19 protein-coding genes and 3 pseudogenes are annotated in these 25,478 nt (G+C 39.8%); 10 read left to right on the top strand and 12 right to left on the bottom strand.

Annotated elements, in window-relative coordinates:
• Position 1 precedes the first annotated feature (1 nt).
• The 4 genes and pseudogenes from HO345_RS08135 to HO345_RS08120 all read left to right on the top strand — a co-directional run.
• Positions 2–1,792 (top strand): ABC transporter ATP-binding protein, encoded by a 1,791-nt coding sequence (locus HO345_RS08135; protein WP_253682457.1) that lies wholly within the window; start codon positions 2–4, stop codon positions 1,790–1,792.
• Between the two features lie 50 nt (positions 1,793–1,842).
• Positions 1,843–2,757, top strand: a complete 915-nt coding sequence (locus tag HO345_RS08130) for an alpha/beta hydrolase fold domain-containing protein (protein ID WP_253682456.1) — start codon at positions 1,843–1,845, stop codon at positions 2,755–2,757.
• Positions 2,757–4,001, top strand: coding sequence for a peptidase U32 family protein (locus HO345_RS08125; protein WP_253682454.1), 1,245 nt, complete (start codon positions 2,757–2,759; stop codon positions 3,999–4,001). The genes HO345_RS08130 and HO345_RS08125 overlap by 1 nt, the downstream gene beginning before the upstream one ends.
• A 44-nt stretch (positions 4,002–4,045) precedes the next feature.
• A pseudogene (locus HO345_RS08120) lies at positions 4,046–4,372 on the top strand (nuclease/transposase family protein); the annotation flags it as partial.
• A 173-nt stretch (positions 4,373–4,545) separates the two neighbouring features.
• Here the strand turns inward: HO345_RS08120 and HO345_RS08115 are convergent.
• The 5 genes and pseudogenes from HO345_RS08115 to HO345_RS13215 all read right to left on the bottom strand — a co-directional run bounded on the left by HO345_RS08115 (position 4,546) and on the right by HO345_RS13215 (position 10,957).
• Positions 4,546–5,250, bottom strand: a complete 705-nt coding sequence (locus tag HO345_RS08115; RefSeq protein ID WP_253682452.1) for an Rpn family recombination-promoting nuclease/putative transposase — start codon at positions 5,248–5,250, stop codon at positions 4,546–4,548.
• A gap of 258 nt (positions 5,251–5,508) precedes the next feature.
• Complete coding sequence (locus HO345_RS08110) at positions 5,509–6,663, bottom strand: formylglycine-generating enzyme family protein (RefSeq protein WP_253682451.1); 1,155 nt, start codon at positions 6,661–6,663, stop codon at positions 5,509–5,511.
• Entirely contained in the window at positions 6,660–7,394 is a 735-nt protein-coding gene (locus HO345_RS08105) for a hypothetical protein (protein WP_253682449.1), read from the bottom strand. The genes HO345_RS08110 and HO345_RS08105 overlap by 4 nt, the downstream gene beginning before the upstream one ends.
• A 158-nt stretch (positions 7,395–7,552) precedes the next feature.
• Positions 7,553–10,021, bottom strand: a complete 2,469-nt coding sequence (locus HO345_RS08100; protein ID WP_253682447.1) for a hypothetical protein — start codon at positions 10,019–10,021, stop codon at positions 7,553–7,555.
• Positions 10,022–10,136: 115 nt separating this feature from the next.
• A pseudogene (locus tag HO345_RS13215) lies at positions 10,137–10,957 on the bottom strand (Rpn family recombination-promoting nuclease/putative transposase).
• A 380-nt stretch (positions 10,958–11,337) separates the two neighbouring features.
• Between HO345_RS13215 and HO345_RS08085 the strand changes: the two are divergent.
• Positions 11,338–11,726: pseudogene (locus HO345_RS08085) on the top strand (nuclease/transposase family protein).
• A gap of 99 nt (positions 11,727–11,825) precedes the next feature.
• Here HO345_RS08085 and HO345_RS08080 read toward each other — a convergent pair.
• Complete coding sequence (locus HO345_RS08080; RefSeq protein WP_253682443.1) at positions 11,826–12,566, bottom strand: copper homeostasis protein CutC; 741 nt, start codon at positions 12,564–12,566, stop codon at positions 11,826–11,828.
• 35 nt (positions 12,567–12,601) lie between these two features.
• A complete protein-coding gene (locus HO345_RS08075; protein WP_253682442.1) occupies positions 12,602–12,787 on the bottom strand; it encodes a hypothetical protein in 186 nt (61 codons plus the stop codon).
• Positions 12,788–12,835: 48 nt separating this feature from the next.
• On the opposite strand from HO345_RS08075, the gene HO345_RS08070 reads away from it, so the two are divergent.
• Both HO345_RS08070 and HO345_RS08065 read left to right on the top strand, forming a co-directional pair.
• Positions 12,836–14,056, top strand: a complete 1,221-nt coding sequence (locus HO345_RS08070; protein WP_253682440.1) for a hypothetical protein — start codon at positions 12,836–12,838, stop codon at positions 14,054–14,056.
• Positions 14,056–15,873 carry a DNA topoisomerase IV subunit B gene (locus tag HO345_RS08065; RefSeq protein WP_253682438.1) on the top strand — a complete coding sequence of 606 codons (1,818 nt, stop codon included), beginning with the start codon at positions 14,056–14,058 and terminating at the stop codon, positions 15,871–15,873. The genes HO345_RS08070 and HO345_RS08065 overlap by 1 nt, the downstream gene beginning before the upstream one ends.
• Here the strand turns inward: HO345_RS08065 and HO345_RS08060 are convergent.
• Both HO345_RS08060 and HO345_RS08055 read right to left on the bottom strand, forming a co-directional pair.
• The gene (locus HO345_RS08060; protein WP_253682436.1) at positions 15,839–16,552 is read right to left on the bottom strand and encodes a tRNA threonylcarbamoyladenosine dehydratase; all 714 of its coding nucleotides are present in this window, start codon (positions 16,550–16,552) and stop codon (positions 15,839–15,841) included. The genes HO345_RS08065 and HO345_RS08060 overlap by 35 nt on opposite strands.
• Positions 16,553–16,571: 19 nt before the next feature.
• Positions 16,572–17,630 carry a phospho-N-acetylmuramoyl-pentapeptide-transferase gene (locus HO345_RS08055; RefSeq protein ID WP_253682434.1) on the bottom strand — a complete coding sequence of 353 codons (1,059 nt, stop codon included), beginning with the start codon at positions 17,628–17,630 and terminating at the stop codon, positions 16,572–16,574.
• 76 nt (positions 17,631–17,706) lie between these two features.
• Here HO345_RS08055 and HO345_RS08050 point away from each other — a divergent pair, with 76 nt between their 5' ends.
• The 3 genes from HO345_RS08050 to HO345_RS08040 all read left to right on the top strand — a co-directional run bounded on the left by HO345_RS08050 (position 17,707) and on the right by HO345_RS08040 (position 20,583).
• A complete protein-coding gene (locus HO345_RS08050; RefSeq protein ID WP_253682432.1) occupies positions 17,707–18,459 on the top strand; it encodes a DUF368 domain-containing protein in 753 nt (250 codons plus the stop codon).
• Positions 18,460–18,604: 145 nt separating this feature from the next.
• Positions 18,605–19,867, top strand: a complete 1,263-nt coding sequence (gene uraA, locus HO345_RS08045; protein WP_253682430.1) for a uracil permease — start codon at positions 18,605–18,607, stop codon at positions 19,865–19,867.
• Between the two features lie 53 nt (positions 19,868–19,920).
• Complete coding sequence (locus HO345_RS08040; protein WP_253682429.1) at positions 19,921–20,583, top strand: C39 family peptidase; 663 nt, start codon at positions 19,921–19,923, stop codon at positions 20,581–20,583.
• Positions 20,584–20,636: 53 nt separating this feature from the next.
• Here HO345_RS08040 and HO345_RS08035 read toward each other — a convergent pair whose 3' ends face one another.
• From HO345_RS08035 to HO345_RS08025, 3 genes are all read right to left on the bottom strand, one after another.
• Positions 20,637–21,818 (bottom strand): YibE/F family protein, encoded by a 1,182-nt coding sequence (locus HO345_RS08035; RefSeq protein ID WP_253682427.1) that lies wholly within the window; start codon positions 21,816–21,818, stop codon positions 20,637–20,639.
• Positions 21,819–21,932: 114 nt separating this feature from the next.
• Positions 21,933–23,534, bottom strand: coding sequence for a 5'-nucleotidase C-terminal domain-containing protein (locus tag HO345_RS08030; protein ID WP_253682425.1), 1,602 nt, complete (start codon positions 23,532–23,534; stop codon positions 21,933–21,935).
• A 229-nt stretch (positions 23,535–23,763) separates the two neighbouring features.
• Positions 23,764–25,302, bottom strand: coding sequence for a leucine-rich repeat domain-containing protein (locus HO345_RS08025; protein WP_253682423.1), 1,539 nt, complete (start codon positions 25,300–25,302; stop codon positions 23,764–23,766).
• Positions 25,303–25,478 lie beyond the last annotated feature (176 nt).

The raw sequence follows: 25,478 nt of genomic DNA, 5'->3' as shown, positions 1-25,478 counted from the left end.
TATGCATAAAAAAAGCACCTTTTTAAAATTTGCGGCTTATTATAAGCCTTATAAATTCTTGTTTTTCTTTGATCTTTTTTGCGCTCTCATCGTTTCAGCAGTGGACTTGGTTTTTCCTCAGGTGATAAGATACCTAACAAGGGTAATCCCAAAAATAAGAAGCGGCGAGCTTTTGCTCTTTTCGGATAAGACAATTTTCGGCTTTGATGTTCAAGCCTCGGCCATTATATATCTTGGACTTATAATTGCCGTCATTCTATTGGGACTTTATATAATAAGATACTTCACCCAATATTTTATAACCTCATGGGGCCATATAATGGGTGCCCGCATGGAAAGGGATATGAGAAATGACCTTTTTAACCACATGCAGCGTCTTTCCTTTTCATATTACGATAAAAACAAAACGGGAGACATGATTTCGCGGATTGTTTCAGACCTTTTCGATATATCGGAACTGGCACATCACGGCCCCGAAAACATTTTTATTTCCTTTTTAAAAATAATAGGTTCTTTTGCACTCCTTTGTTTTATCAATGTAAGGCTTACTCTTATTTTAGCTTCGGTTACCTCCCTTATGTTCATCTTTACTTTTTTTCAAAACAAAAAGATGCGTAAAATCTTTATGCTCAACCGAAAAACCATAGCCGGAATAAATTCCCAAGTGCAGGACACTCTTTCGGGAATAAGGGTGGTGCAGTCCTTTGCAAACGAAGAATTGGAAAGCAAAAAATTCGATGTAGCAAACGAGGCCTTTGTTCATTCTAAATATTTAAATTACAGGCAGATGGGGCAGTTTGTCGGCGTAAACGGTCTTTTGCAGGGCTTGTTTTTTATCGTAACGGTTTTAGCGGGAAGCTTTTTTGTTGCAAGAAATGAGCTGACAATTCCAGATTTGACCATCTATGTTTTGTACATAAATATCTATATCGCTCCTATAAATCTCCTAATCAATTTTACCGAGATGTTTCAAAAAGGAGCTGCCGGTTTTAAACGTTTTTTACAGGTTGTAGAAACGGCTCCGGACATTACCGAAAAAGAAGATGCCGTCGAGCTAAAGGATGTAAAAGGAAATATAAAATACGAAAATGTCGATTTCAGCTATAATGAAACTACAACAATCTTAAAAAATATTTCCATCGATATTCCTGCAGGAAAAACCCTTGCTCTCGTAGGCCCTTCAGGCGGAGGAAAGACGACTATATGCTCCCTTCTTCCCCGTTTTTATGATGTAATAAACGGAAAGATAAGCATAGACGGTAAAGATGTTCGGGACTTGACATTAAAGTCATTGAGGGAAAATATCGGAATTGTGCAGCAGGATGTTTATCTTTTCGGCGGAACCATAAAAGAAAATATAGCTTACGGTAAGCCTGAGGCTTCCGATGAGGAAATTATTGAAGCCGCTAAAAATGCTCACATTCATGATTTTATTATGAGCTTGGAAGCAGGCTATGATTCCTATGTGGGAGAGCGGGGCGTTATGCTTTCAGGCGGTCAAAAGCAAAGAATTTCCATTGCCAGAGTCTTTTTAAAAAATCCTCCGATTTTGATTTTGGACGAAGCGACTTCAGCCCTTGATACCGAAAACGAAATTTTAATTCAAAAGGCAATTGAGGAGCTTTCTGAGGAGAGGACTACAATAGTTATAGCCCATCGTCTTTCTACAATAAGAAATGCCGATAGGATTTTGGTGGTTACCGATGAAGGAATTATGGAAAGCGGCACTCACGAGGAGCTTTTAAGTTTAAACGGCATCTATGCAAATTTACGCAAGCTAGATGAGTTTTAATCGATGCCTCAAAGCCGATTAATCGAAAACTATTAGACGGAGACATTTAGGTGCAAAACGAATTGAAGGATTTACGCGAATTAAAAAAGAGATTTAAAAAGGCTGTTCTTTCTCGAAAACATACAATAGACGAGTTAAGACTTGCCTATGACGATATTCTTTATTCTCCCTATGTGCCGAACAATGTAGACTTATCCGAAGTCAAATTGCGGGGTGTCGATACGGATGTATTAAAGCCTGAGATGGCTGTTTCCGGCAGGGTGATCCTATATGCTCATGGCGGCTCTTTTATCAGCGGAACAAAAAAAGCTTACCGCTCTTTTTGTGCGGGTCTTGCTCATGAAGCTTCTGCCGATCTTTACTTACCAGAATACAAGACAGCCCCCGAACATCCATTTCCTGCCGCCCTTGAAGATGTTTACAAGGTCTATGCAAAACTTATAGAATCGCATACGGTTGAACCTGCAAATTTAATTCTTGCAGGAGACGGGGCAGGGGGCGGCTTAATTTTGTCCCTTATCCATTATTTAAAGAATAAGCATCTTCCCCTGCCTGCCTTGCTGATTTTATTTTCGCCTTGGGCGGATTTAAGCTGCTCAAGCGAGGGCTTAAACGTAAACCGCAAAAAAGATTTTGTTTTTTCTCAAGCTGCTTTATTGGGGGCTGCTCATTTATACACGGAAGAAAAAAATCTTACCAACGAACTTGTTTCTCCTATTTTTGGAAACTTTGAAAACTTTCCGCCTGTTTTTATTCAATGCGGAAGTAATGAGATTCTTTTGGATGACTCAATCAGGCTTTGCGGAAAAATAGAAAAAGCCGGAGGAAGGGCCGTGCTCGATAAAATGGAGAACATGCCTCATTTGTTTCAAGCCGTCCCCGATTATTTTTCCAATGCCCACCTTGCAGTTGAAGCTGTCGGGAAAAAAATAAGTGAGTTTATTTTAAGCGGAGATACAAAATAATGGAGCTTCTTTCGCCTGCGGGCAATTTTGAAAAATTGGATTATGCATGGGAGTACGGAGCCGATGCAGCCTATATAGGATTAAAAAACTTTTCGCTTAGAGCTAAGGCCGATAATTTTTCGGGAGAAGAATATAAAAATATTTCCCTTTTAAAAGAAGAATACAAAAAACGCGGCTTAACAAAAAAACTTTATTGTGCAATAAATATTTCGTTTCATAATGAGGATCTAAAAAACTTTTTAGACGAGGTAAAATATTTTAAGCAATATCCCTTCGATGCCTTTATAGTCCAAGATTTGGGAGCCGCCCGAATTTTAAAAGAAAGCTTTCCCGATATTCCGCTTCATTTAAGCACGCAGGCAAACTGCATAAACTATGAGGCAGTAAGAGTGTACAAGGACTTAGGTTTTTCCCGCGTGGTTTTGGGAAGGGAAGCAAGCCTTGAGGATGTGCGCGAAATAAAACAAAGGGTTCCCGAAATGGAGCTTGAATGTTTTGTGCACGGGGCAATGTGTATTTCTTATTCGGGGCGCTGCCTGATAAGCGCCTATCTTACCGACCGAAGCGCAAACGCAGGTGCCTGTACCCACTCTTGCCGCTGGAATTATAAGATGTATTCCGAAAAAGGCGGCCACTTCTTTGTAGAAGAATCCGAACGGAAGGGAGAGCTTTTCCCCGTAGAAGAAGGCGAAAACTATACGGCTCTTTTTTCTTCAAAAGATTTGTGTATGATAGACTACCTCGACAAGATGAAAGAAGCCGGGGTTGATTCTTTAAAAATAGAAGGCCGCATGAAAAGCATTTACTATACGGCCTTAACCGCAAGGGCCTACCGCAAAAAAATAGATTTTTTAAACGGAAAAATAAGCGCAGATGAAGCGGCTCCCTTTGTAGAAGAATTATACAATACGGCCCACAGGGAGTTTTCTACGGGCTTTTATTTTTCGAGTGCTGAAGCAAATAAGACCACCGCAGGCGAGTCAAAGTCTCCCTACATGCTCGCAGGCAAAATCGGTAAAAGGCTTTCGGAAAATGAATATGAATTTATTTCGATGAACAAGATAGATTCCGGTATTCCTCTCGAATATGTAGGCCCCGATATTTGTTCTATCGAGGACAGGGACTATACCCTTCTTAAACCCGACACAAAAGAAAAAATGGATTGGGTCTGCCATGGTCATCCCTGTATCATCAAAACCGATAAACCCATAGCCGAAAAATTCTTGGTAAGGTGTAAAGAGTAATAGCATCACAAGATTTAAAATCAACTTGTAAGCAGAGGCAAAGCCCGTCTTTACAAGATGGAACAAAAAAGATTATAATAAATGCGGAAGCTTTTAAGGACACTAAAGGCAAAGATTTAAAAGATTTTTTAGAATACCTCAAAACAGGTAAGGCAAAAAGTGAATTTACAAGGAGGATAGAAGAAATGATATAAACAGTAAAAAATAACGAACAAGCAAGACAAGAATACAGGTTAACGTCTACTTTTGAGATGGATATTAAAGACAAAGCCAAGAGGGAAACAGCAAAAATCTTAAAACAATTAGGTGATTCGATACAGAAAATTATGCAAGTTACAGGGCTTCCCGAAGAAGAAATCGAAAAACCGTAAATTAGGGGAGGAAAGATACACCGCAAGTTTTCCCGCACCTACCAGCCCAAAAAAAATGAGAATCAACACACTTAGCTTCCGATAATTTTTCTCCATAAAGTATATTATAGCACATAAATGAAAAATTTGTCAAATCTCAAAATTATCATTTCGGCATAATTACAAATTACCAATTAATTAATCGCTTCTACTTCTTCTTTGGAAAGACCCGATATTGTACAAATTTCGGCAATCGGGTAATTATGCATACGCATCAGCTTTGCCGTTTCAAGTTTGGTTTGGTAAGAACCTCTTTCAATTCCTTGTTCGATTCCTTCTTGATAACCCACATGTTTCCAAGAGGCCTTGTCGTGTTCGTATTTCATTCGGTTTTCATAAAGCCACTTCTCTTTTGGGCTCATTTCCATTACTTCTATTGTTGCATTGGCTTTTGCCATCATAGGGGATTCTTGTGCTAACATCTCTCTCACCTCCGGATTATCAGTTTCGATAAATTTCAGCCAGTTGTAAAGTTTCTTTTTCTTTTCATCGGATTCTGTATTTTCATCCTGTTCTTTAACCTTGGCTAAGTTTAAAAAGTGGATCTCAAGCTCATCGGAAAGTCTGTCGTTTATGTGCTTTTCGACTACATTGTACTCACTATGGATAAGTGAATTCAAATCAAATCCTTCACCCACTATGTTTATTGTAATACATTTAGGCAATTTTGTATATACTTCGCCTGTTTTTAAGTTTTCAGTGTACATTTTAGCCCAATAAAAGATGGTTCGTTGGATAAACTCGCTGTTCCACCTGTTTTGAATTTCGATGTCGATAATTGTGTTGTTTTTTAGGCGTAATTTTACATTTTTTTGATTATTTAACCGCAGGGGACGCAAAGCGTTGAGCTCACGCTCAACTTCGCAAAGAAATTTTTAAAAACTGCATAGATTATAAAAATCTTTTTATATTTTACTATTTTTTTCAAAAATTTACTGCACCACACCACACATTTTGCTTGTTCGGTTTCACCGCTTTACCGCCAAGGACGGCGGTGGTTCCATTCTTGCGATGTTTTGCCTTGAGGCAAAACTCGAAACTCAAAATCGGACACTGATGTCCGATTTTGAGTACCTCTCCGGCAAAATGTGTGAACTCTAAGGCCGGCAAGCCAGGCGAAAGCCAAAATTGTAGTCCCTGCGGTCAGGACTGTAGTGGTACCGAAGACCTACAGTGCAGTTCTTCGCGTAACTGCCCCAGCTGCCGCCGCGTAGAACACGGCCAGAGCCTGATGCGGCACCTTGAGGATCGGTAACAATACCGCCTTGCACATAAGCAGCATCGTTTGATGCAGGGTTATTATCATGCCCATCAAAACACCCTTCCCAGACATTCCCGCTCATATCGTGTAAGCCAAGTGCATTCGCTCTCCTTTTTCCAACAGGATGAGTTTTGCGGCCTGAATTACCCCAATACCACGCAACCTCTCCTGTTTCAGCCGTATCCCATTTATCTTTGGCTCCGCTTACACTGTTTAGTTTGGTCAGCCATACCTCACTACCACCTGCGCCGTAGTTTGTCGCATTTGTGCCGTCATTTTGCCGGCGGGCCGCATATTCCCACTCGGCTTCAGTCGGAAGTCTAAAGCCTTTTTTACTCATATCGGCATAGGCTTTATCGCAAATAAATTCTTCCCCATCTTTCGCCGTCGCATCTTTTAATACGGTAGAATCACTATCGCTTTTGCGGTATACGCATTGCTCATCGGAGCCTTTCGTCTTTTCCGTATACGCATTACACCACACTATGCAGTCCCGCCAGCTTACCATTGTTACAGGATGATTTTTGTTTGCTGTAGGGGGCTTACCGATATTCGCATAATTAGGATAATAACCACCGCCGCCTGTGCCGTCCCAACCTTCAAGCCCTTTGTTTGCAAAGACGTATCCCTTACCATTATCAGTATTCCATTTGAGTACACTATACCACAGCTCATACGTTACCTCTGTTTTGCCGATCTTATAGGGACTCAGTTTTACCGTGCGCCCTGCACGGAATACACCTTTCAACCATTCGTCAGTATAGGGTAAGGTGTAGTCAGGGTCAATGCCTATAATACCGTTTACAGGAGGTATTATTTTTACAAAGTCCCCTGCGTCTTCAAAAGAACCTACATCGGAACTTTGAGAATTCCAATCTCCGGTCCCTTCACTCCCCGAATCCTTGTCCAGCATGTTTTTAAAAAACGGGTTTTTACAAGCCGAAACCGATACAAAAAGTATCGCCAAAAATAAAACAAAAATTTTTTTCATATTCTAAATCCTCCGCTGATTCCTATTGCCCAGATTACGGGATAGCCGCCTCTTAGATAGGGTTCGATAAAAAAGTTATTTATTGTAAAGCGGTAACCGAATGCGGCTTCGCCGAGGGCATACATAAAAAGTTTTGAAGGCTCTCTTTCTTTTAGGCCGAAAACGGCACCGCCTTCCAATTGGATAAAAAAGCCCGAATCCCGTTCTTTTATCTTTGAAAAATCATAAAAGTTCCAACGGAATAAGAGGGCTGCATCAAAAATATGATGTTTTTTAAAGTCATTTGAATAAAGGGCCTTTGCTCCCAAGGATAAGTGCCCTATTTTGAGTTTTAAAGGAAGCATAAAAAGGGTGTAAAGTCCCGTGCCCATTGCACAAGCTTCAGGCGAATTCATATTTGCCTCGGCCAAGAGCCCTAATGACCAGTTAAAAATTTTTTTATCCCTATCGGCAAGGGAGATTCCTATTGAGGGTTTTTCAGGCTCGGTGTTCAAAGGAGAGTCTTCTGTTTTAGGCTCTTCCTTTTTAAGTTCTTTTTTAGGTTCCGTGTTTTCAGTCTCTTGTTTAGGCTTTTCAAGCTCGGCAGTTTCCGTTTTAGAAAGCTCCGCCTGTACTTTAGCAGGCTGTCCCAAAGGGACTTTTATTTTTTGATACACCGCAAGCGTTCCCGTACCTACCAGCCCCAAAAAAATGAGAATCAACACACCTAGCTTCCGATAATTTTTCTCCATAAAGTATATTATAGCACATAAATGAAAAAATTGTCAAAGGACAAGTGTCAAACAGTGAAATCATTCCATTCTTAATTATAAATTCCCCACTAATCTTCTTTTACCATACGGCACGCCGAAAGCGTGCCGCGTAAAGTAAAGTACATCTGAAAGATTAATTAGTCCCATGTATAATGAGCAGCTGTCGGTGGAGCACTAGAAGCTGGATTGTATATCAATTCGTGTGAGAATACCCCGCCAGAATCCTTTTCATCCGGTGAATCCAAATTCCCGTATAAGTTATATTCAAAAACTTTATTATTGTTGGCTTCACTGTGAGATCCATAAAATCCATTCTTACCCCAGGCGCCGTCAGAAGCAATCACGAGCTTTTTCGGCTTAACCGCGATAAAGCGGTAAAAATTATAACCAGTTCCCGGCTCCGGCGAATCTACAACATTCTTTTCATTTAGTTTTTCTGCATTACCGGAAAATCCTCCCATCGTCTTACCTACTTTATACAGTACACTGCTACTTCTAAAGTTATCAATCCCATATATTGGTTGATAATTAGCCTTTTTCTTCATCTTTTGTTCGATCTTTGATGTAATGGCATACAGTACACCATCGACTATCTGTAAGCTGTTGATATTGCTTTCCAATTTGGTGTAGTCGGGATACGGCAACGACGGTTCTGTCGCCACCGGCGGCTGCTCTGTTCCCACTGTAATCTCTCCGACAAAAGTTCCGTCCTCTTTTTTATACTTCTTTACCGATAAGGTATATCCAGTAGTCGATACAGTTCGCGAATTGACAAAGACCCCGTCCTTATTTGCCGCAAGAGCGGTAATTTCTCCATTTGTCGAGACTGAGATGCTGCATCCCGTATCCGGCTCGGCGTTATCGAAGGTTTCATGGCCTAAGTGTCCCCATTTAAACCTTTTTATGGCGTGCGGTGAACTATAAGTCTCAACATAATACAAATAATTTTCCCCATCGGAAATATCGACTGCAATGGCATTCACACTACTTGACATATCCAAATCTTGAGCCGAAGACTTATCGTAAGAACCGTCTTCTTTCAAGGCAAAACGCCTGAACCCTCCATCAATACCGTCAGCATATATATATAGATTACCGCCTTGGTCATAACAGAAAACATCGGTAGGTAATACTTGCTGAGCATTAGAAACCCAGAGTGCATCGTCATCATTTGATGGGCAAGGTGTTCCTGCCGTATCGCCTATCCAATATTTCATTCCGAAATACGTAGGTGCATTGCCCTCCTCCCACAACAGAATCTTTGTCTTTACGCCCTCCCACTCTTTCCATTCGTTGTACCACTTTGCGGTGTACTCTTCGGTAAAGCTGACGGTATTTGTTGCAATATTAAGGGCCGCTATGCGGTTGCGGTTTTCAACGATACGGGGGCTTTCAGCTTGAGCAATATAGGCGGCAGCAAAGCCGTCGTCGGCTATGTAGAGGTTTTCGTCGTCAAAACCGATTACCTTTACCGCCCCGTAAAAGTTTTTGGAGTAGTCATAGTTTTTTACTACCTGATTTTCAAAACCGACGCTGTTTGCAAAACCGATTTTTACAGGAGGTTCAGCCAAATTGTTTATATTATAACGGACAACCCCGCCCAAAGAATAAAGGTTAGGACCACTTGAACCCACGCTTGCATTAACTGTAGTAAAAAGCACATATACATAATCGCCGCGGATAAAAATATCTTTTACTTCTGATGGCTTGCAATGGTGAATATCAATATGATTCTTGATTTCGATTGATATCGGATTTTCTCCACTCTCCAAGTCTTTTTTGATGCGCACCTTTAAAGGGTCGTGGCCTTCTTTTACTACCCATGCAATTCTGCCGTTATCTACGGCAAAAAAATTCTTCACAGACGAAGTGAAACTGGGAACAGAACCTAAACTTAAATCATCCCGTATTTCCCAAAAGTTGGTTCCATCCGTCCCGTACATCTTTCCCGTTGTATAATCGTTTGCGAGAAATTTGATCGTCGTTGTTGCCGGATGGACATCAAGTTCACCCTCACTCGTATATCGGACAAGCCTAACATGGGTGTCTCTATATCTGACATAAAGCCGCCCCTTACTGTCGCGAGCAAAGCTGTACGGTTTTTCCTGAGCAGATGGATTCGAACCGGGAGCCATAATTCCTTTTCCGTCCATGTAGAAGGTTAAGTTGTAGCCGTGCTGGCCATCTCCAGTCTGTGTAAACAAAAGATTTTTTAAACCTGAAACGTTTTTGTTTAAGAGGACTCTTACATGATTTTGGCCTGAGGTTACAGCATGGACTGTTTTTCCGGACCATTGGGAAGAAGCATTATAAGCCGTAACTATTATCTCTATCTTTTCTCCGACAGGAATAAGCTCAACCAAAGATTTGGGTTCTTCGGCACCTAGTTCTCTTGTTACCGTGTAGCCGTCCTCTCGGATTATATCGATTTTCATACTAGTAGTCGAAAGAATTGGAAGACCGTCGGGACCCAAGGCTCTGGCACCGTCAGGCAGTGTTCCGTCAAAACTCAAAATAAGCTCGCCGTATTCTTCTTTTAAAAACAAATTACAGGATGACACCATCAAAACAAGTATCATCAAAACAAAAAATACTGTCTTTTTCATAAAAAACCTCCTAAAATAAAGGTCAAATATAACTGTTCTTCCATTATTATACATCAAAAAATTCAAAATACCAAGCAAAATTGAGAAAAAATTGTTAAATTTTTTCTATCACTAATCAAAGTTTTTCTATCTCTTCTTTGGTAAGGCCGGTAACTTGCATAATTTTTTGGATTGAATCGCCTAACTGCTTTAATAATTTGGCCGTTTCAAGGGCTTTTTTGTAAGCCCCTTTATCAATACCTTCTTGTATTCCAGCTTCAATACCCTCTTGATAACCTACATGTTTCCAAGAGGCCTTGTCGTGTTCATATTTCATTCGGTTTTCATAAAGCCACTTCTCTTTTGGGCTCATTTCCATTATTGTAATGGTGGAATTTGCCTTTCTCATCATTTCAGAGCTTTCTGCTAACATCTCCCTCACCTCCTGATTATCAATTAGGAGAGGAAAGACAACCCGACAGAACAGGTTTTCTTTCCTCCCCTATAACCCCTCCTATCTTTTCCGTCTGCCAAAGGGAGAACCCTTTGGAAACCCCTTCTTAACTTTTGATATATTAAAGTATATTACCAGTATTATAATAACATTCGGCTAAAAATTTTACAATAGTCTTGACCTTGTTTTATGTTTTCATTATACATCTTAGACCAATAATATAGGGTTCTTTCAGGAAAATCAAAATGCCAACTGTTTTGAATTTCTATATCTATAAAAGTTCCATCTTTTAGTCTTAATTTAATATCCAAAATACCTAGTTTTTCACTTAAAAGTGACTTATGAAATTCCTTATCCATAAGTTCCAAACCTGCGATTGTTTCAGGAGGAATGTCTAAGATACATTCCAGCAAGTCCTGTAGTACGTCCTTGTTTTCTTCCACTCCGAATACACGCTTAAAGGCATAGTCGTTGCGGAGGGTTATTTTAAATAATTTTTCCATGATTAAACCTCGTTAATAATTTTTAAAGAAGAAAATTTTTTCCCCTTTCATAATTATTGTAGAGATTATTTGAAGTTAATAGCAAAAATTTAAAAAAGAATTTTATTGATTATTTAACCGCAAGGGACGCAAAGCGTTGAGCACACGCTCAACTTCGCAAAGATTTTTTTATTAATTTACTATTTTTTTCAAATATTTTCTATAAATATAATGTGGATGGTATTTTAACACAATCATCCTATAACTTATCTTTGCGTATACAACCTTTAAATTTCCACTGAACCTTTGTTTCCTAACTCAACCAACGAATTGGCCATAAACTTTGTAACAATGCGGGATTCCAAAGGGCTGCAAGTCCTTTGGCAGCACGAGGAAAAGGGATGGGGTCAAAGGGGAAGGGAAAAACCACCGCTCTGAACGGGGGTTGTCCCTTCCCCTTTTAGAGGTTATAATAAACGCAGAGGCTTTTAAGGACACTAAAGACAAAGAATTAAAGGAATTTTTAAAATACCTTAAAACAGGTAAAGCAAAAAGTGAATTTACAAGGAGGATAGAAGAAATGATACAAACAGTAAAACAAAATGAACAGGCAAGGCAAGAATATAGGTTAATGTCTACTTTTGAAATGGACGCTAGGTATAAGGGATTTTCTGAAGGCTTAAAGCAAAAATCAATAGAAACAGCCAAACTTATGAAAAACAGAGGTTACCCTATTTCTGAAATTTTGTTAATGACCGGACTTCCCGAATCCGAAATAGAAAAACTGTAACTTCAGAAAAAACTCAAAATATCAAAGAACGAGTTTTAAACGCCGAATGGCAACAATTTGCTCTTTGTACTTCGCACCTTGCCATTCGGCATTTACACATTACAAGCTTTTTATGACCTTTGTCATCTCGTCAAGACCGGCAACCTCGATACTGTCTTCAGGCGGATAGAGGGCACCTCCATAGTAGATTGAAGGATTTGCCTTGGTAGACGGCTCTTCCCTGCGTTTTAGAGCCGCAAAGTGAATCTGATCAACACCTGTGAGTTTGATTATTTTTGAAGCGTTTTTTTCGGTAATGCCGCCGCCGGGTAAAATTTCGATTCGGCCTTTTGCACGCTTTACCATTTTGGCAATTAACTCGGCACCCTCGTAGGCTGTAGGCTCTTGCCCGCTCGTTAAAACTCTGGTAAATCCTAAAGAAATAAGCTCATCCAGGGCCTTTAAGGGATCGGGCACCACATCAATGGCTCTGTGAAAAACCTTATCCGCTCCACCTGCAATTTTTATCAAAGCTTCACACCGTTTTGAATCGATGGTTCCGTCCTTTTTTAAAAAACCGAAAACAATACCGTCAGCCCCGTTATCTATAAAAAGCTTTGCGTCTTCAAGCATAGTCTTATACTCATAAGAAGAATAAAAGAAACCGGCAGCTCTGGGTCTTACCATGGTCATAACCTCAAGATGGGTTTCCTTTTTAACCAGCTTTAAGGTTCCAAGAGAAGGAGTCAGGCCTCCCAAAAAAAGAGAAGAATTAAGCTCAATCCTTGAAGCTCCTGCTTTCTCCGCCAAAACAGCATCCTCAAAGGATCCCGCACAAATTTCTATTTTAATATTTTTCATCTAAACACCTCTATAAAAACTTTTTGCAGGAAGCCTCAGCTTCCGAAAAAAGTTTTTTCAAGCGGTTTTTTAAAAACCGCATACAATAATGCGATGTTTGCCTGAAAGGCAAACTCGTCAGATAAACAGTGAGGCTGAATTTCTGCCGAACTGTTTATCATAACCTCATGGCCATTAACGGCCTTTTTCATTTTAAAAAATGAAGACGAAAATGTCAACATCAGAGACCAGCTATTGTCAAGAAACAAATAAAAGGTTACAATAGAAGAATGAATAAGAGTAATAAAACAATACCTGTTCTTTTAAAGGAATTAAAAGACCTTGAATCAAAACTGACGGAAGCCTATAAACAGCTTGGAAACAAACTCATCAAAGATACCGCAGATCCGGTTGCAGAGGCAAACGGGGTTTCTCAAGAAAATTTTCTTCAATGGCAAAGGCTGCATGATGAAAGAAAATTTTGTACTGAAAGCATTTTAGACATAAAAAACAACAGCACCCGCCTTTCCGAATTGGACAGCTTTAAAAAACAAATAAAGGACAGACTCTCGGATACAAAAAAACAAACAGAAAAACTAAAGGGTGATTTTTTACTCAAACTTTACAAGGATTTTTTACCTCAGTGTGCAGCTCTTTTTGATTCTCTATCTGCCGAAATACACGCAGAAGAAGCAAAAATACATGAGGCCCAAGAAAAAATAGAAACCTTAAACACCGAAAGAAAGGAAGCGAACTTTTTTGCTAAGCTCGGTCTTTCAGGCAAGATTTCCTCCCATGGATTAAAGATAAAAAATTCCGAAAAAAAGATTAAAAATATTTTAACAAAATCGGATATAGATATTTACAATTCTCAAGAAGTAAAAGCTCTTTATGATGCCGGTAAACTTTCATCCGAACTTAAAAAAACTTACGAAGAAATTTTAAAGCTCGGTACCGATTTAAGCGATTCGGAAAACCGCCTCAAAATGATAGATGAGGAAACAGGCTTTGTTACTCAAAAATTAGCCGATGCCGGTGCAGATAAAAATTCCAAAAAACGCATCGATAATTTTACAAGCAGGATAAAAGAAATAGATGAAAAAATAGACCGTATTTTGGAATCTGCCGGAATAAAATATACAGACAAGTTTTATTCGGCCGAAGGAGATTCGGCTCTTGGGGAAAATCCTTCGGATGACGAATTGGGAAAATATGCCGGCTATCTAAAAAAAGCGGGTAAATACCGAAAAGAAATAAGCAAAACAAAATACAATATAGAATTCTGCGAAACAATGCAAAAAATTAAGGCGGAAGAAAATCAAATTCAAAATCTTAACCGCATAATCAAGAATTGCGAAAATGCCATAAAGGAAGCCGAAAAGAAAATCAGCAATTCTGAAACGGCCATCAAAAACTCGGAAGCTAAAATAGCCGATTTAAAAGACCTCGCAGCCGAACTTGAAGAAAAATTTTCGGATAAAAACTCAGAACAGGGTACGGGGGAAGAATAATGGCAACAAAAAAAGCAGTTTATGATGAGTCCAAAATAAAAACTTTGAGCTCTCTTGAACATATCCGTTTGAGGACAGGTATGTACATAGGCCGCTTAGGTGACGGCTCAAATCCCGATGACGGTATCTATATCCTCGTAAAAGAGGTCATAGACAATTCAATAGACGAGTTTATAATGGGAAACGGTTCCCGCATCGATATTCAACAAGACGGAAACAAGGTAATAGTCCGCGACTTCGGGCGGGGTATTCCTTTAGGGAAATTGGTAGAATGTGTTTCGGTTATAAACACCGGCGCAAAATATAATGATGATGTCTTTCAGTTTTCGGTCGGCTTAAACGGAGTCGGAACAAAGGCTGTAAATGCCCTTTCGGAACATTTCAGGGTTGTTGCAGTGCGGGACGGCAAATATGCTGAAGCAATCTTTGAAAGAGGAAAACTTGTAAGCGAAAAAAAAGGAAACACAAAGCCCGGAATCAAAAACGGAACCCTTGTCGAATTCATTCCCGATACAAAAATTTTCGGGGACTATAAATTCAATTTGGACTTTATCGAAAAACGGATTTGGAACTATGCCTATTTAAACTCCGGCCTTACCTTGAGTTTTAACGGAAAACTTTTTAAATCCGAAAACGGTCTTTTGGACTTGCTTGAATCCAATGTAGGAACTTCAACAATTTATGAAGTCTGCCGATTCAAAGAAAAACAGCTTGAGTTTGCTTTTTCGCATACAAACAATTACGGCGAAACCTACTACTCCTTTGTAAACGGACAATACACTTCCGACGGCGGAACCCACCTTTCGGCTTTTAAGGAAGGCTTATTAAAAGGCATTAACGAGTATTTTAGAAAGAACTATAAGAGCGAAGATGTAAGAGAGGGAACCTGTGCTGCCGTTTCTGTGAAGATTCAAGCTCCCGTCTTCGAAAGCCAGACAAAAAACAAGCTTGGCAACACCGAGGTGCGCTCTTGGATAGTCAACGATACAAAGTCGGCAGTTGTAGAATGGCTGCAAAAAAATGCGGACTCTGCCGCAAAACTTGAAAGCAAGATAATTGCCAACGAAAAACTCCGCACCGAGCTTAACACGGTAAAAAAAGAAGCAAAGGCAGCAGCAAAAAAAATTGCCATAAAGATTCCGAAATTAAAGGACTGCAAATTCCATTTAGGAGACGGAAAATTCGGTGAAGACACCATGATTTTTATCACCGAAGGAGACTCGGCTACGGGAGCCATGGTTTCAAGCAGGGATGTCTTAACGCAGGCAATTTTTTCTCTTCGCGGAAAGCCTGAAAACATGTATGGCAAAAAACGGGCTCAGATATACAAAAACGCCGAGCTTTATAATATGATGATGGCCCTGGGTATCGAAAACGATATTGAAGGCTTGCGCTACTCAAAGATTGTAATCGCAACGGATGCGGATAACGACGGCTTTCATATCCGAAACCTGCTTTTAACCTTCTTCTTAAGCTATTTTGAAGAGCTGGTTACCTCAGGACGGGTTCATATCTTGGAAACTCCCCTATTCAGGGTACGCACCAAAAAAGAGACAAACTATTGTTATTCCGAAAAGGAAAGAGATGAGGCCGTAAGCCGCCTTGGGGCTTCTTCCGAAATTACCCGCTTTAAGGGCTTGGGAGAAATCAGCCCAAAGGAATTCGGGCAATTTATCGGGCAGGATATAAAACTCCTCCCCGTAACGGTTCAAACCCTAAAAAAAGTTCCTTCAATTTTGGAATTCTACATGGGCAAGAACACCCCGGAGCGCCGCAAATTTATCATGAAAAATCTTCTGGCCGAGATAGATGCTTAATTACCTCTTCGGCGATTAAAAGGCCGGCGATTGAGGGTACCCATGCAGCCGAGGCCGGAGGGTTTTGTTTTACGGTACATTCGGTTTTAGAATAAAGCACCTTCAAGTGCTTAACATTCCTTTTTTTAAGCTCGGTGCGCATTACCTTACAAAGGGGACAGACGCTTGTTTTGTAAATATCTGCAAATTCAAAATCGGCGTTTAGGCGGTTTCCGCAGCCCATTGCCGAAATAAGGGGGATATCATTTTTTTCGGCTTCGGCTGCAAGAAAAAGTTTTAGAGCTACAGTATCGACGGCATCAACTATAAAATCTACCCCTTTAAAAAAATCTTCGCCTAAGATTTTATAAAAATTATCGGACAGGATAAAAGAATTTACAGTTTTTATTTTACATGCCGGATTTATATCGGCAATACGTTCCCTTGCAATTTCAGTCTTAGCTTTTCCGATGGTAGAATAAAGGGCATAAAGCTGGCGGTTGATGTTGCTTTCTTCTATCGTGTCGCCGTCAATTAAAATAAGCCGTCCTGCCCCGTTTTGGGCAACCCCGCTTCGGGCAAGAGCCTCTGCCGTATAGCTTCCTACGCCACCCAAACCGAAAACCGCAATCCGTGCATCTTCAATCTTCCTTAAATTTTCAGAACCCAAAAGAGGCTCAAACCTCGATAAAAAACTCATCGTCCTAAAAATTATAAGCCTATCTAATCTTAAATAGAATTCCTAAAATCACAATCGTAATTAAGATTTGGACAATCACAAATCGGATTAAAACCTGAGTCGGCGACCACTGCAAATTCTTTTTCATGTGGTCATGAAGGGGAAACCTGATATTTTTAAAAATACGGATTTTAAAAAAGCGGAGCATAACCACTTTTAAAATACCCGTTCCTCCGTTTATGAGGATAACCCCGCTCGTCATCAAAAGGATAAAAGGGTTCCGTGAAATAATTACCAGAACGCCGATAAAAAATCCCAAGGCTCTGGAACCGGCATCTCCCATAAGGACCTTACTCGGATAAGCATTATGCCAAAGATAGCCCGTAAGAACTCCGCAGAGGGTAAAAATCATAACTGCCCATTTTGCTCCAGTGTTGATATTGGGAATCAAAAGATAGGCTGCAACCTTGACATGTCCCAAAACAAAATAAAAAACTACGCCGAGGGAAACAAGGGCTAAGAGAATAAGAGTTCCCGAAAGGCCGTCAACTCCGTCAGTACAGTTTGTTGTGTTAATTGAAATCCACAAAATAATTATGGAAACGGCAAAGAAGACGATAGGATGCACTTCGACAAGGCTCGATGTAAAGGGCAGCCAAAAGGAAACCTTTCCTTCAAAATAGATATAAAAAATAACAAGGGCAGTCGCGACCGATAAAATAAAATCCAAACCGCCCTTTAAATATTCTCCCCATGACTTTTCGGATCTGTCATCTAAAAATCCCGTCAACATAACGGCAAAGGTTATAACCAAAACAAGACTCTGCGTAATGGTAGGTGTAATCAATAAAAAAACACAGAGCACAAAGATGGAAATAAATACCACGCCGCCCCCCGTAGGTTTTCCTACGGCAGCTTCGGGATTTACGGTAAACTCCCGACCTCTGTCTTTCGGCAATTTGGAATAAAATTTAGGCAAGAGTAAAACCGTGATTAAAAAGCCTAAAAACAAGCCTAAAGAAATTAAAACGGCATAGGATTGTAAAAGTCTCATCGGCCCGAAGTAGGGACCAAGCAGTTCTGCAATATGGTATAACATTTTCGTATTATACCAAATTTTTATAGATTGTGTCTATTGTATTGTTTATATTGTAAAATTTATGTATATTTAAGCAATGTTAAACTATATAAAGAAGATAATCGCAGGCATTGCCGTAGGAATCGCAAATGTTATACCCGGAGTTTCAGGCGGAACGATAGCCGTCGTTTTCGGGGTTTATTCCGACCTTATAGGGGCTGCAAGCCTTGACATCAAGACTATAAAAGCCAATTTTAAAATTTATCTTTGCCTTTTCGGAGGCATGGGCCTAGGAGTTCTCCTATTTGCACGCCTTTTTAAACTTGTTTATGAAAGATTTCCCATACAGACCAATTTCTTTTTTGTAGGCCTCATTGTGGGAAGCATCTTTATAATCTTTGACCTTGTACGCGAAAAAGAAAAAGAGAAAGAGAGCTCTTTTACAAAGGCCTTTAAAATTCTTTGGTTTTTTATAGGTTTAAGCATAATGCTTGCCCTATACTTTTTTAAGGGTGCGGCGGCTTCATCGACTGCGGCCATAGAAACATTGAGTCTCGTCAATTTTATACTTTTATTCCTTATAGGTTTTGCAGGAGCGGCGGCAATGGTAATTCCGGGTATATCCGGTTCCTTTATCCTTTTGATACTGGGAGCTTATTATACCGTAATCAAAGCCATTACCGACTTTAACATTCCGGTACTGATTCCTATAGGTTTAGGCGTTCTAACCGGTTTCATTCTTTCTGCCCGTTTAATCGGTTTTTTAATGGAGAAATTTCCCAAGATAACCTACGCCTTTATTTTAGGGCTGGTTGCCGGTTCAATCCGTCACATGCTCCCCGATGGCTGACTGCTGCCTTCAATGAGGCTGGCTGCAGTCCTCTGTATGCTTGCAGGCTGGGGCCTGATAACGGTATTTGAAAAGATAAAAAAAGACTAAACCGATTGACTTATTAATAAATTAACGGTATCATACAGCCCCGATGGAGATTATCATGTCACATAAAAGAATTTATCAAGTTGACGAAAAAGTTCCGGCGGGGCTTTTCTTGCCTTTAAGTATTCAACATACATTTGCAATGTTCGGCGCCTCGGTTTTAGTTCCGATTATATTTGGAATTGATGCAGGCATCGTATTATTTATGAACGGAGTGGGAACCCTTTTATTTATAGCCATAACAAAGGGAAAAGCACCCGCCTACTTGGGTTCAAGCTTTGCTTTTTTAGGACCTGCCGGCCTGATTATTTCTTCCATAGGATTTCAGTATGCCCAAGGGGCCTTTATAGTAACCGGACTTTTAGGCTGCCTCATAGCCTTTATAATTTATAAGTTCGGAACCTCATGGATCAATGTCATTCTTCCGCCTGCAGCCATGGGTGCCGTCGTTTCCCTGATCGGTTTTGAGCTTACGGGACTCACCGTTCGAGGCGGAACTATCGGAGCAAACATCATGACGGAATCGGCCTCACGGGGCGACATAATAGTTTTTTTTATTACGATAGGAGCTGCCGTTTTAGGTTCGGTTCTTTTTAAGGGCTTTTTATCTACCATTTCTATTTTAATTGCAAGCATTGCAGGCTACATAGCAGCAATCTTTTTCGGTATGGTAGATTTTTCGATAATAAGAGAAGCAGGGCTTTTTACTCTTCCCCATTTTCAGCTTCCTAAATTCGATCTCATGGCAGTTATCACAATGCTTCCGGTATTACTCGTTATCACAAGCGAACACATAAGTCATCAGGTAGTAACTTCCAACATCATCGGAAAAGACCTGTTAAAAAATCCCGGCCTTCACAGAAGTATCTTTGCCGATAATTTTTCGACAGCTCTTTCAGGCCTTGTCGGCGGAGTGCCCACTACAACCTACGGCGAAAACATAGGCGTTATGGCAGTTACCGGTATTTACAGCGTTTATGTAATTGCAGGAGCTGCAATAATTTCAATCTGTATGGCCTTTATAAGCCCGCTTGCAGCCCTAATCCGTACCGTGCCCGGGAACGTAATCGGCGGCATAACATTCTTGCTGTATGGAATGATAGGAGCTTCGGGAATACGCCTTTTAGTAGATTCAAAGGTCGATTATTCAAAATCAAAAAACTTAATCCTAACCTCGATAGTATTTACCACAGGATTGAGCGGCCTCAGCATAAAATTCGGAGAAATCGAATTTAAGGGAATGGTTTTAGCCTCCCTCGTTGCCGTAGCTTTAAGCCTTATCTTTTTTATTTTTGAAAAACTTGGCGTACTGGAAGAATAGGGTGTTGACATATTGACAGCATTCTCAAAAAAATATTGGATAAGTATTTGACAATGGAATCTTTGATGCAGATACAAAAAAGATTTTTGTTTTTCTTTTTAGCACTCATTCCGCTTGCCGTTTTAATCGCAAGTCTAGGCAGAGTTTTTCCGTCTATCGGGCTAAACACAAAAGATAACCATAGACAAAAGAATATCTTAGCCATGAGCGAAATTTATTACCGCCAAACTTTTAATAACTGTGCACCATATTCTGCGATGGCTGCGATAAATATAATAACAAAAAAAGAAATAGACCCGGAACTTTTGGTAAGGGAAACAGGATGGCGGATAAAAAATAACTTAACCATGCCGCAAGGCCTTATCCAAGTATTACACAAACACGGAATAAAAACAAAAGAAAAAGTTTTATCCTGCTGCTCCGATGCCGAAAAAATTAATTGGATAAAAAACACAGTCGACGAAGGAAAGCCGATTATTCTTTTAATAAAAATAAAAAAAGTTTTACATTATGTAACGGTAATAGGTTACGACGAAAAAGGTTTTATTCTTTACGACTCTCTGCAAGAAAAGACAAAATCAAATCCGCGAAAAACAATAAAAGACAAGCCTCAATATTACGGAAACCGTTATTACGAATATTCCGACCTTATAAAACTTTGGGATAAGGGAGGCTATAAAATATTTTTTAAAAATTGGGCATTGGTTTGCGGATAAAAGTAGTTTCTTTTTCAAATAAAAGATTCCGTACCTCAGACTAAAAACCTTTTTTAGTTCTTTCTAAAAATATTTACTAAGTTGACGGTTATGGGAATCGTGCAGATTAAACCTATACTTCCTGAGACGGCACGCAATATCTCGGCCGATAAAATTTCCAAATTTATGATTTCGGTAAACCCGTGCGAAAAAATGATAAAGAGTAAAAGCACGGGAATTGATGTACTCACATAGGCTAAAATAAGCGTATTGGACATTGAGCCTATAATATCCCGTCCTATATTCATCCCAGATTTGATCAGCTGCTTATTCGGTATCTTAGGACTTACAGCTACAATCTCCCACATCGAAGAAGAAATAGACATAGCTACATCCATAACGGCTCCGAGGGAGCCTATCATAATGCCGGCAAATAAAAGTCCCTGATAATCTATTTTACGGTACTGGGGAACAAAGGCTAACATTTGAGCATCCTCATTTCCCAAACCTGAAAGTCTTAGAATTTTTCCTGCAACAAAGGCAAAAAGGCCTGCGATAATAACACCGCCTATAGTTCCAAAAATTGCCGTATAGGTTTTGTTATTCCTTCCCGAAATAATAAAAAGAGTAATAACGGAGGCAAGACTGCAAATTATAATAGCCCAAAAGATAGGATTATAACCTTGAAGGATAAGGGGAAGAAAAATGCCGAATATCAGGCCTATGGTAAGCCCTAGGGAGATAAGAGCCTTTAGACCGTTTTTTTTACCTACAAAAATTAAAACCGCTGCAAAAATAAAAATAAGAGCATAGACCTTATAGTCCCTTGCCCTCTCATAAATGCGCAAGTTGTTTACCTTCCCTGTTTCATCTTCATCCAGCTGTAAGATGAGCTTTTCGTTTACCTTAAAAATAAGTTTATAAGGAATGGCGAGCTCTATCGTGTTTCGGATTGTATAAACCTCATCCCTATGCTTGCCGGTTAAGATTTTTATCTTTAAATGCTGATAACGGAAGTCCGATTCTATAGGAATATCGGGGCGGTTTTCCCTTGTATCGTCATAAACGATTTCGATAACTTTAGCCTTAACGACCTGATTTTCGGGAGCATTTATATAGGCATTATAATAACTGCTTAAGCCATCATACTTCTTTTCCATATCTTGAGATAAATTTTCAGAGGAAATTTGCCCTGTGTCTTCTGCATATAAATTAAAAAATAAGAGGCTTACAATAAAAAGGAAAATACGCTTCATGTCCGGTTCCGTTCATCTTTACTTAGAAGCCTCTAAAAACATCAGTTTTTAGAGGCTCCCTTTAATAAAAAGCGGCGAGAAAGTTTTCTACACCGCTTTTATAATCGAATCCTGTTATTTGCTTATATCTTTAATATAATCGACAGGTATGGGTTTGATTGTTTTAGCCTTTTTAATGGCGTCAATGAGAGCATCTCTTATAGATACGCTTTCGGCAGAATTTGTTGCCTTGCTAAAATCATAGGAATCTCCTCCCGTAAACATAAAGCTGTTTACCACAACCTTATATTTTTTATTCATATCAAGAGGCGTTCCGTCCATAAGCGTAATCTTTGTGATTCTGTTTTCAAAAGGCTTTCTACCGTCATATTCTACCCGTAGACCTGCAAACTGACCGTCGGTAATATTAGGATTCATTATACCGTGATCAATTGCCTTTTTAATCTCAGAGCCGGGAAGATCGAAAACAACGAGGTAATTATCAAAGGGCATAATCTCATAAAGGTCGCCTACGGTGATATTACCTGCTGCAAGGGTTCGGCGTAAGCCTCCTCCGTTTTGAATGGCTATATCGGCCTTTCCCAATTGGCGCTGAACTTCAGCTGCCCATGCGCCCAAAAGGGTATTGCTTCCCTTTTCGCTTCTTTCATGGGTAAACTCTCCCTCAGCAACACCGATTACTTCACCCATAATAGGTTTCAGTTCCGTGTCATATTTTGTAAAGAGTGCCTTGCCTTTTTCATCCTCGATAAGAGAATCTTTGTGCTTGTAGATTTCATCGACTACCGATTCAATCTTTGCAATCTTGTTTTCGTTTCCGAAGGTGATGCTGAGTTTACCTACAGCCCTGCCGTAACAATAGGCTTGAAGTATGGGAATACCGTTTACCTTTCCTGAAACGGTTTGATGGCTGTGAGCCGAAAGAACAGCATCCAAGCCCTTAATTTCGGCAAGGTTAACTGCATTTCCGCTGATTTCTCCGTCTTTTTGGAATGAATCGATGTGGGTTAAGGCAATAATTGCATCGGGCTTGCCTTCTTTAGCCTTTCCGGCTAATAGATAGTCCACCCATTCTTGGCCTGTTTTTACCGGATCGGTAAATTCCAAACCGCTTACATGTTCAGCACTTGTCAATACGGCCGTATCGGGGTGAGCCAAACCGATAAAAGCAATCTTGTAGTTTCCTTTTTTGATGATTGCATAGGGTTTTGCCCAGGACACAGGCTTTCCCGTATTCTTTTCGACAATGTTTGCAGCCAAGAAGGTAAAGTTTCCGTCCTTTTGCCACTTTGTCATGCGGTTTGAACCCCAGTCAAATTCATGGTTACCTACGGCACAGACTTTTACATCCATAGCCCTCATCATAGCCGAAACGGGAGCTCCATAGGTAAGATTGGATATGGCTGTTCCCTGATAGTTATCGCCTCCTGCAACCGCAATGGTGTTAGGATTTTCCATTCCGGCAGTGCGGACATAGCCTATCATTTTAGCCATACCGGCATTCTTTCCCTTTCCGGGACGGGTATCTTCTGCAACATTTCCGTGAAAGTCGTTAAAAAGAAGAATATCGACCCGGTTTGCAGGCGCCTTTGCCTCAATTCCCGCATACTGACCGCTTACATCATGGGATTCGGTTTCACATCCTGTAAAGGCGGCACTCAGGATGAGAACGATTACAACAAAGCCGGCGGCTTTAAAAAATTTGCTGTTCTTCATAAGCATACTCCTATAAAAACTTCTAATATTTTGATAGTAAGATTATACACCGATACAAGAAAAATTACAAGTTTTTTAGACAAACAGGTATAATGTTATCCAAAATAAAACTAAAACAGCCGCTCCAATATAGAAAATAACGGCCCTATTCTCGAATTGTGCAAAAAAAACTGCCATTCCCCTTATCTTGGGAAACGGCAGTAAAGTTTAAAACCTATGTATCTATCAATTAATTTTTCTTCCAGAATTTATCAGCATAAGTTTCGCGTAAATACTCGGCAGCAGTTGCGTGATTTTTTAAATCGGTTGGAGATATGTAGGTATGTGGACCTGTGTAGTCCAAATTATCATACACAGTCCAGCCGGTTGTGTTTGCAAAGATTACACTTGTTAAGCCTGTACAGCCTTTAAAAGAACCTCGATCTATTTCCTTCAAATTTTTACAACCGGATAGATCTACACTTGTTAAGCTCGTACAATTTATAAAAGCCCCATATCCGTCATCAGTAGCACCTCCTGAAACAATATCTCCTATTTGAGTAAGACTTTGGGGCAGACTTAAGTATTTTAAGCCTGTACAATCTCCAAAAGCCCCTTTTTCTATAGTGTGAAGCTTTGTATACGGTGAGAGGTCTAATTTAGTTAAACCTTTACATTTTTTAAAAGAATTCATAGAAATGTAGGTAATGTCTTCAGGTAACTTTATTTGCTTTAAAGATGTACATCCTTCAAAAGCTGCATAGCCTATTGATCCAAGCTCTTTACAGAATGATAGATCTATGCCTGTTAAGGCCGTGCAACCGAAAAAAGTTTTCGATCCTATATAGGTAAGTTTTGTACAGCTTGAAAGATCTACAGCAGAAAGTTTTTTACAATTCCTAAAAGCTCCCCAATTATCGTTTCCTGCAATTGCTTCAAGATTTGGAGGGAAATTTATCTCGACTAATTCTCCACAATTACAAAAAGTATCAAAACCTATTGAAGTAAGACTTTCCGGAAGTTTAACCTTCTTTAACTTATTTCCAATGTCAAATATTGGATTACCCCCCCATGTAGTATGAGAGCCAATTTCCTTTATACCTTCTCCAATAATAAGTGTTGTCATATTATTTGTTACAGAATTTGTATGTGTAAGATTCGCTATGATTGAGCTTGTAATATTACAGTTTATAACTAAGGTCTCGATTGGACAACGGTCAAATGCCGATCGGCCTATTTCTGTCAGAGTGTTGGGCAGTTCAAGTTCTTTTAAGTTTGTACAACCCGAAAAAGCATTATTACCGATTTTAGTAATGACTTCGCTTCCTATTTTAGATGGAATTACAAGTTTTGCCGGAAGAGTGATGCCTGAATTGCATCCTGTTATCGTACCTCCTCCGTCAGTTTTGAAAATAGAAGCCCTACTAAGAACAAATATGGTTTTATTTGTATTAAAGGAGTAACTGTCTTCTAAGTCCGGCCCGCTTTCACTATCCAGCTTAAAGCCTGCCGCCTCATAACCGGGCGTATAGCTTACCTTTACCTTTAGTTTTACCTCGCTCCATTTTGTACCCTTTGCAACTTCAATAGTTTTTGGCTCATTTACGGTTACATTCGTATCTCCTTCTACCGTGATAGTTACCGTTGTAGGCTGGGACGATTCATTAGATCCATTCGGGCCTACGGCAGGAGGCCGATTTTGCTGACATCCCGTAAATAATCCCATCAGCAGTCCTGCTGCCAATACCAATGCAGTAAGATTTACTGCCCGTCTTAAATTTTGTTTCATTCTATAATCTCCTTAGCGTTTAAGCCCGCCGGCTTTTTTAATGGTTAATGGATAACTACCCCTATACAGTAGATAGCCGTATCTATTATTTATAGATGCCCGTATCTATCAATCATAGATAGCCGTATCTGCACTTGTAGATGTCTGTATCTAAGACTTGCAGATACGGCGTATCG

The sequence above is a fragment of the Treponema denticola genome, assembly GCF_024181645.1.
GTDB classification, from domain to species: domain Bacteria; phylum Spirochaetota; class Spirochaetia; order Treponematales; family Treponemataceae; genus Treponema_B; species Treponema_B denticola_A.
Note: the sequence above shows the minus strand (reverse complement) of the source record. Positions and strands in the feature narration are given on the sequence as shown.

Excerpts from the sequence above, each read along its gene's own strand:
- HO345_RS08135 (WP_253682457.1), top strand. The coding sequence starts at position 2 with ATGCATAAAAAAAGCACCTTTTTAAAATTTGCGGCTTATTATAAGCCT.
- HO345_RS08125 (WP_253682454.1), top strand. The coding sequence starts at position 2,757 with ATGGAGCTTCTTTCGCCTGCGGGCAATTTTGAAAAATTGGATTATGCA.
- HO345_RS08110 (WP_253682451.1), bottom strand. The coding sequence starts at position 6,663 with ATGAAAAAAATTTTTGTTTTATTTTTGGCGATACTTTTTGTATCGGTT.
- HO345_RS08105 (WP_253682449.1), bottom strand. The coding sequence starts at position 7,394 with ATGGAGAAAAATTATCGGAAGCTAGGTGTGTTGATTCTCATTTTTTTG.
- HO345_RS08100 (WP_253682447.1), bottom strand. The coding sequence starts at position 10,021 with ATGAAAAAGACAGTATTTTTTGTTTTGATGATACTTGTTTTGATGGTG.
- HO345_RS08080 (WP_253682443.1), bottom strand. The coding sequence starts at position 12,566 with ATGAAAAATATTAAAATAGAAATTTGTGCGGGATCCTTTGAGGATGCT.
- HO345_RS08075 (WP_253682442.1), bottom strand. The coding sequence starts at position 12,787 with ATGTTGACATTTTCGTCTTCATTTTTTAAAATGAAAAAGGCCGTTAAT.
- HO345_RS08070 (WP_253682440.1), top strand. The coding sequence starts at position 12,836 with ATGAATAAGAGTAATAAAACAATACCTGTTCTTTTAAAGGAATTAAAA.
- HO345_RS08065 (WP_253682438.1), top strand. The coding sequence starts at position 14,056 with ATGGCAACAAAAAAAGCAGTTTATGATGAGTCCAAAATAAAAACTTTG.
- HO345_RS08060 (WP_253682436.1), bottom strand. The coding sequence starts at position 16,552 with ATGAGTTTTTTATCGAGGTTTGAGCCTCTTTTGGGTTCTGAAAATTTA.
- HO345_RS08055 (WP_253682434.1), bottom strand. The coding sequence starts at position 17,630 with ATGTTATACCATATTGCAGAACTGCTTGGTCCCTACTTCGGGCCGATG.
- HO345_RS08050 (WP_253682432.1), top strand. The coding sequence starts at position 17,707 with ATGTTAAACTATATAAAGAAGATAATCGCAGGCATTGCCGTAGGAATC.
- uraA (WP_253682430.1), top strand. The coding sequence starts at position 18,605 with ATGTCACATAAAAGAATTTATCAAGTTGACGAAAAAGTTCCGGCGGGG.
- HO345_RS08040 (WP_253682429.1), top strand. The coding sequence starts at position 19,921 with ATGGAATCTTTGATGCAGATACAAAAAAGATTTTTGTTTTTCTTTTTA.
- HO345_RS08035 (WP_253682427.1), bottom strand. The coding sequence starts at position 21,818 with ATGAAGCGTATTTTCCTTTTTATTGTAAGCCTCTTATTTTTTAATTTA.
- HO345_RS08030 (WP_253682425.1), bottom strand. The coding sequence starts at position 23,534 with ATGAAGAACAGCAAATTTTTTAAAGCCGCCGGCTTTGTTGTAATCGTT.
- HO345_RS08025 (WP_253682423.1), bottom strand. The coding sequence starts at position 25,302 with ATGAAACAAAATTTAAGACGGGCAGTAAATCTTACTGCATTGGTATTG.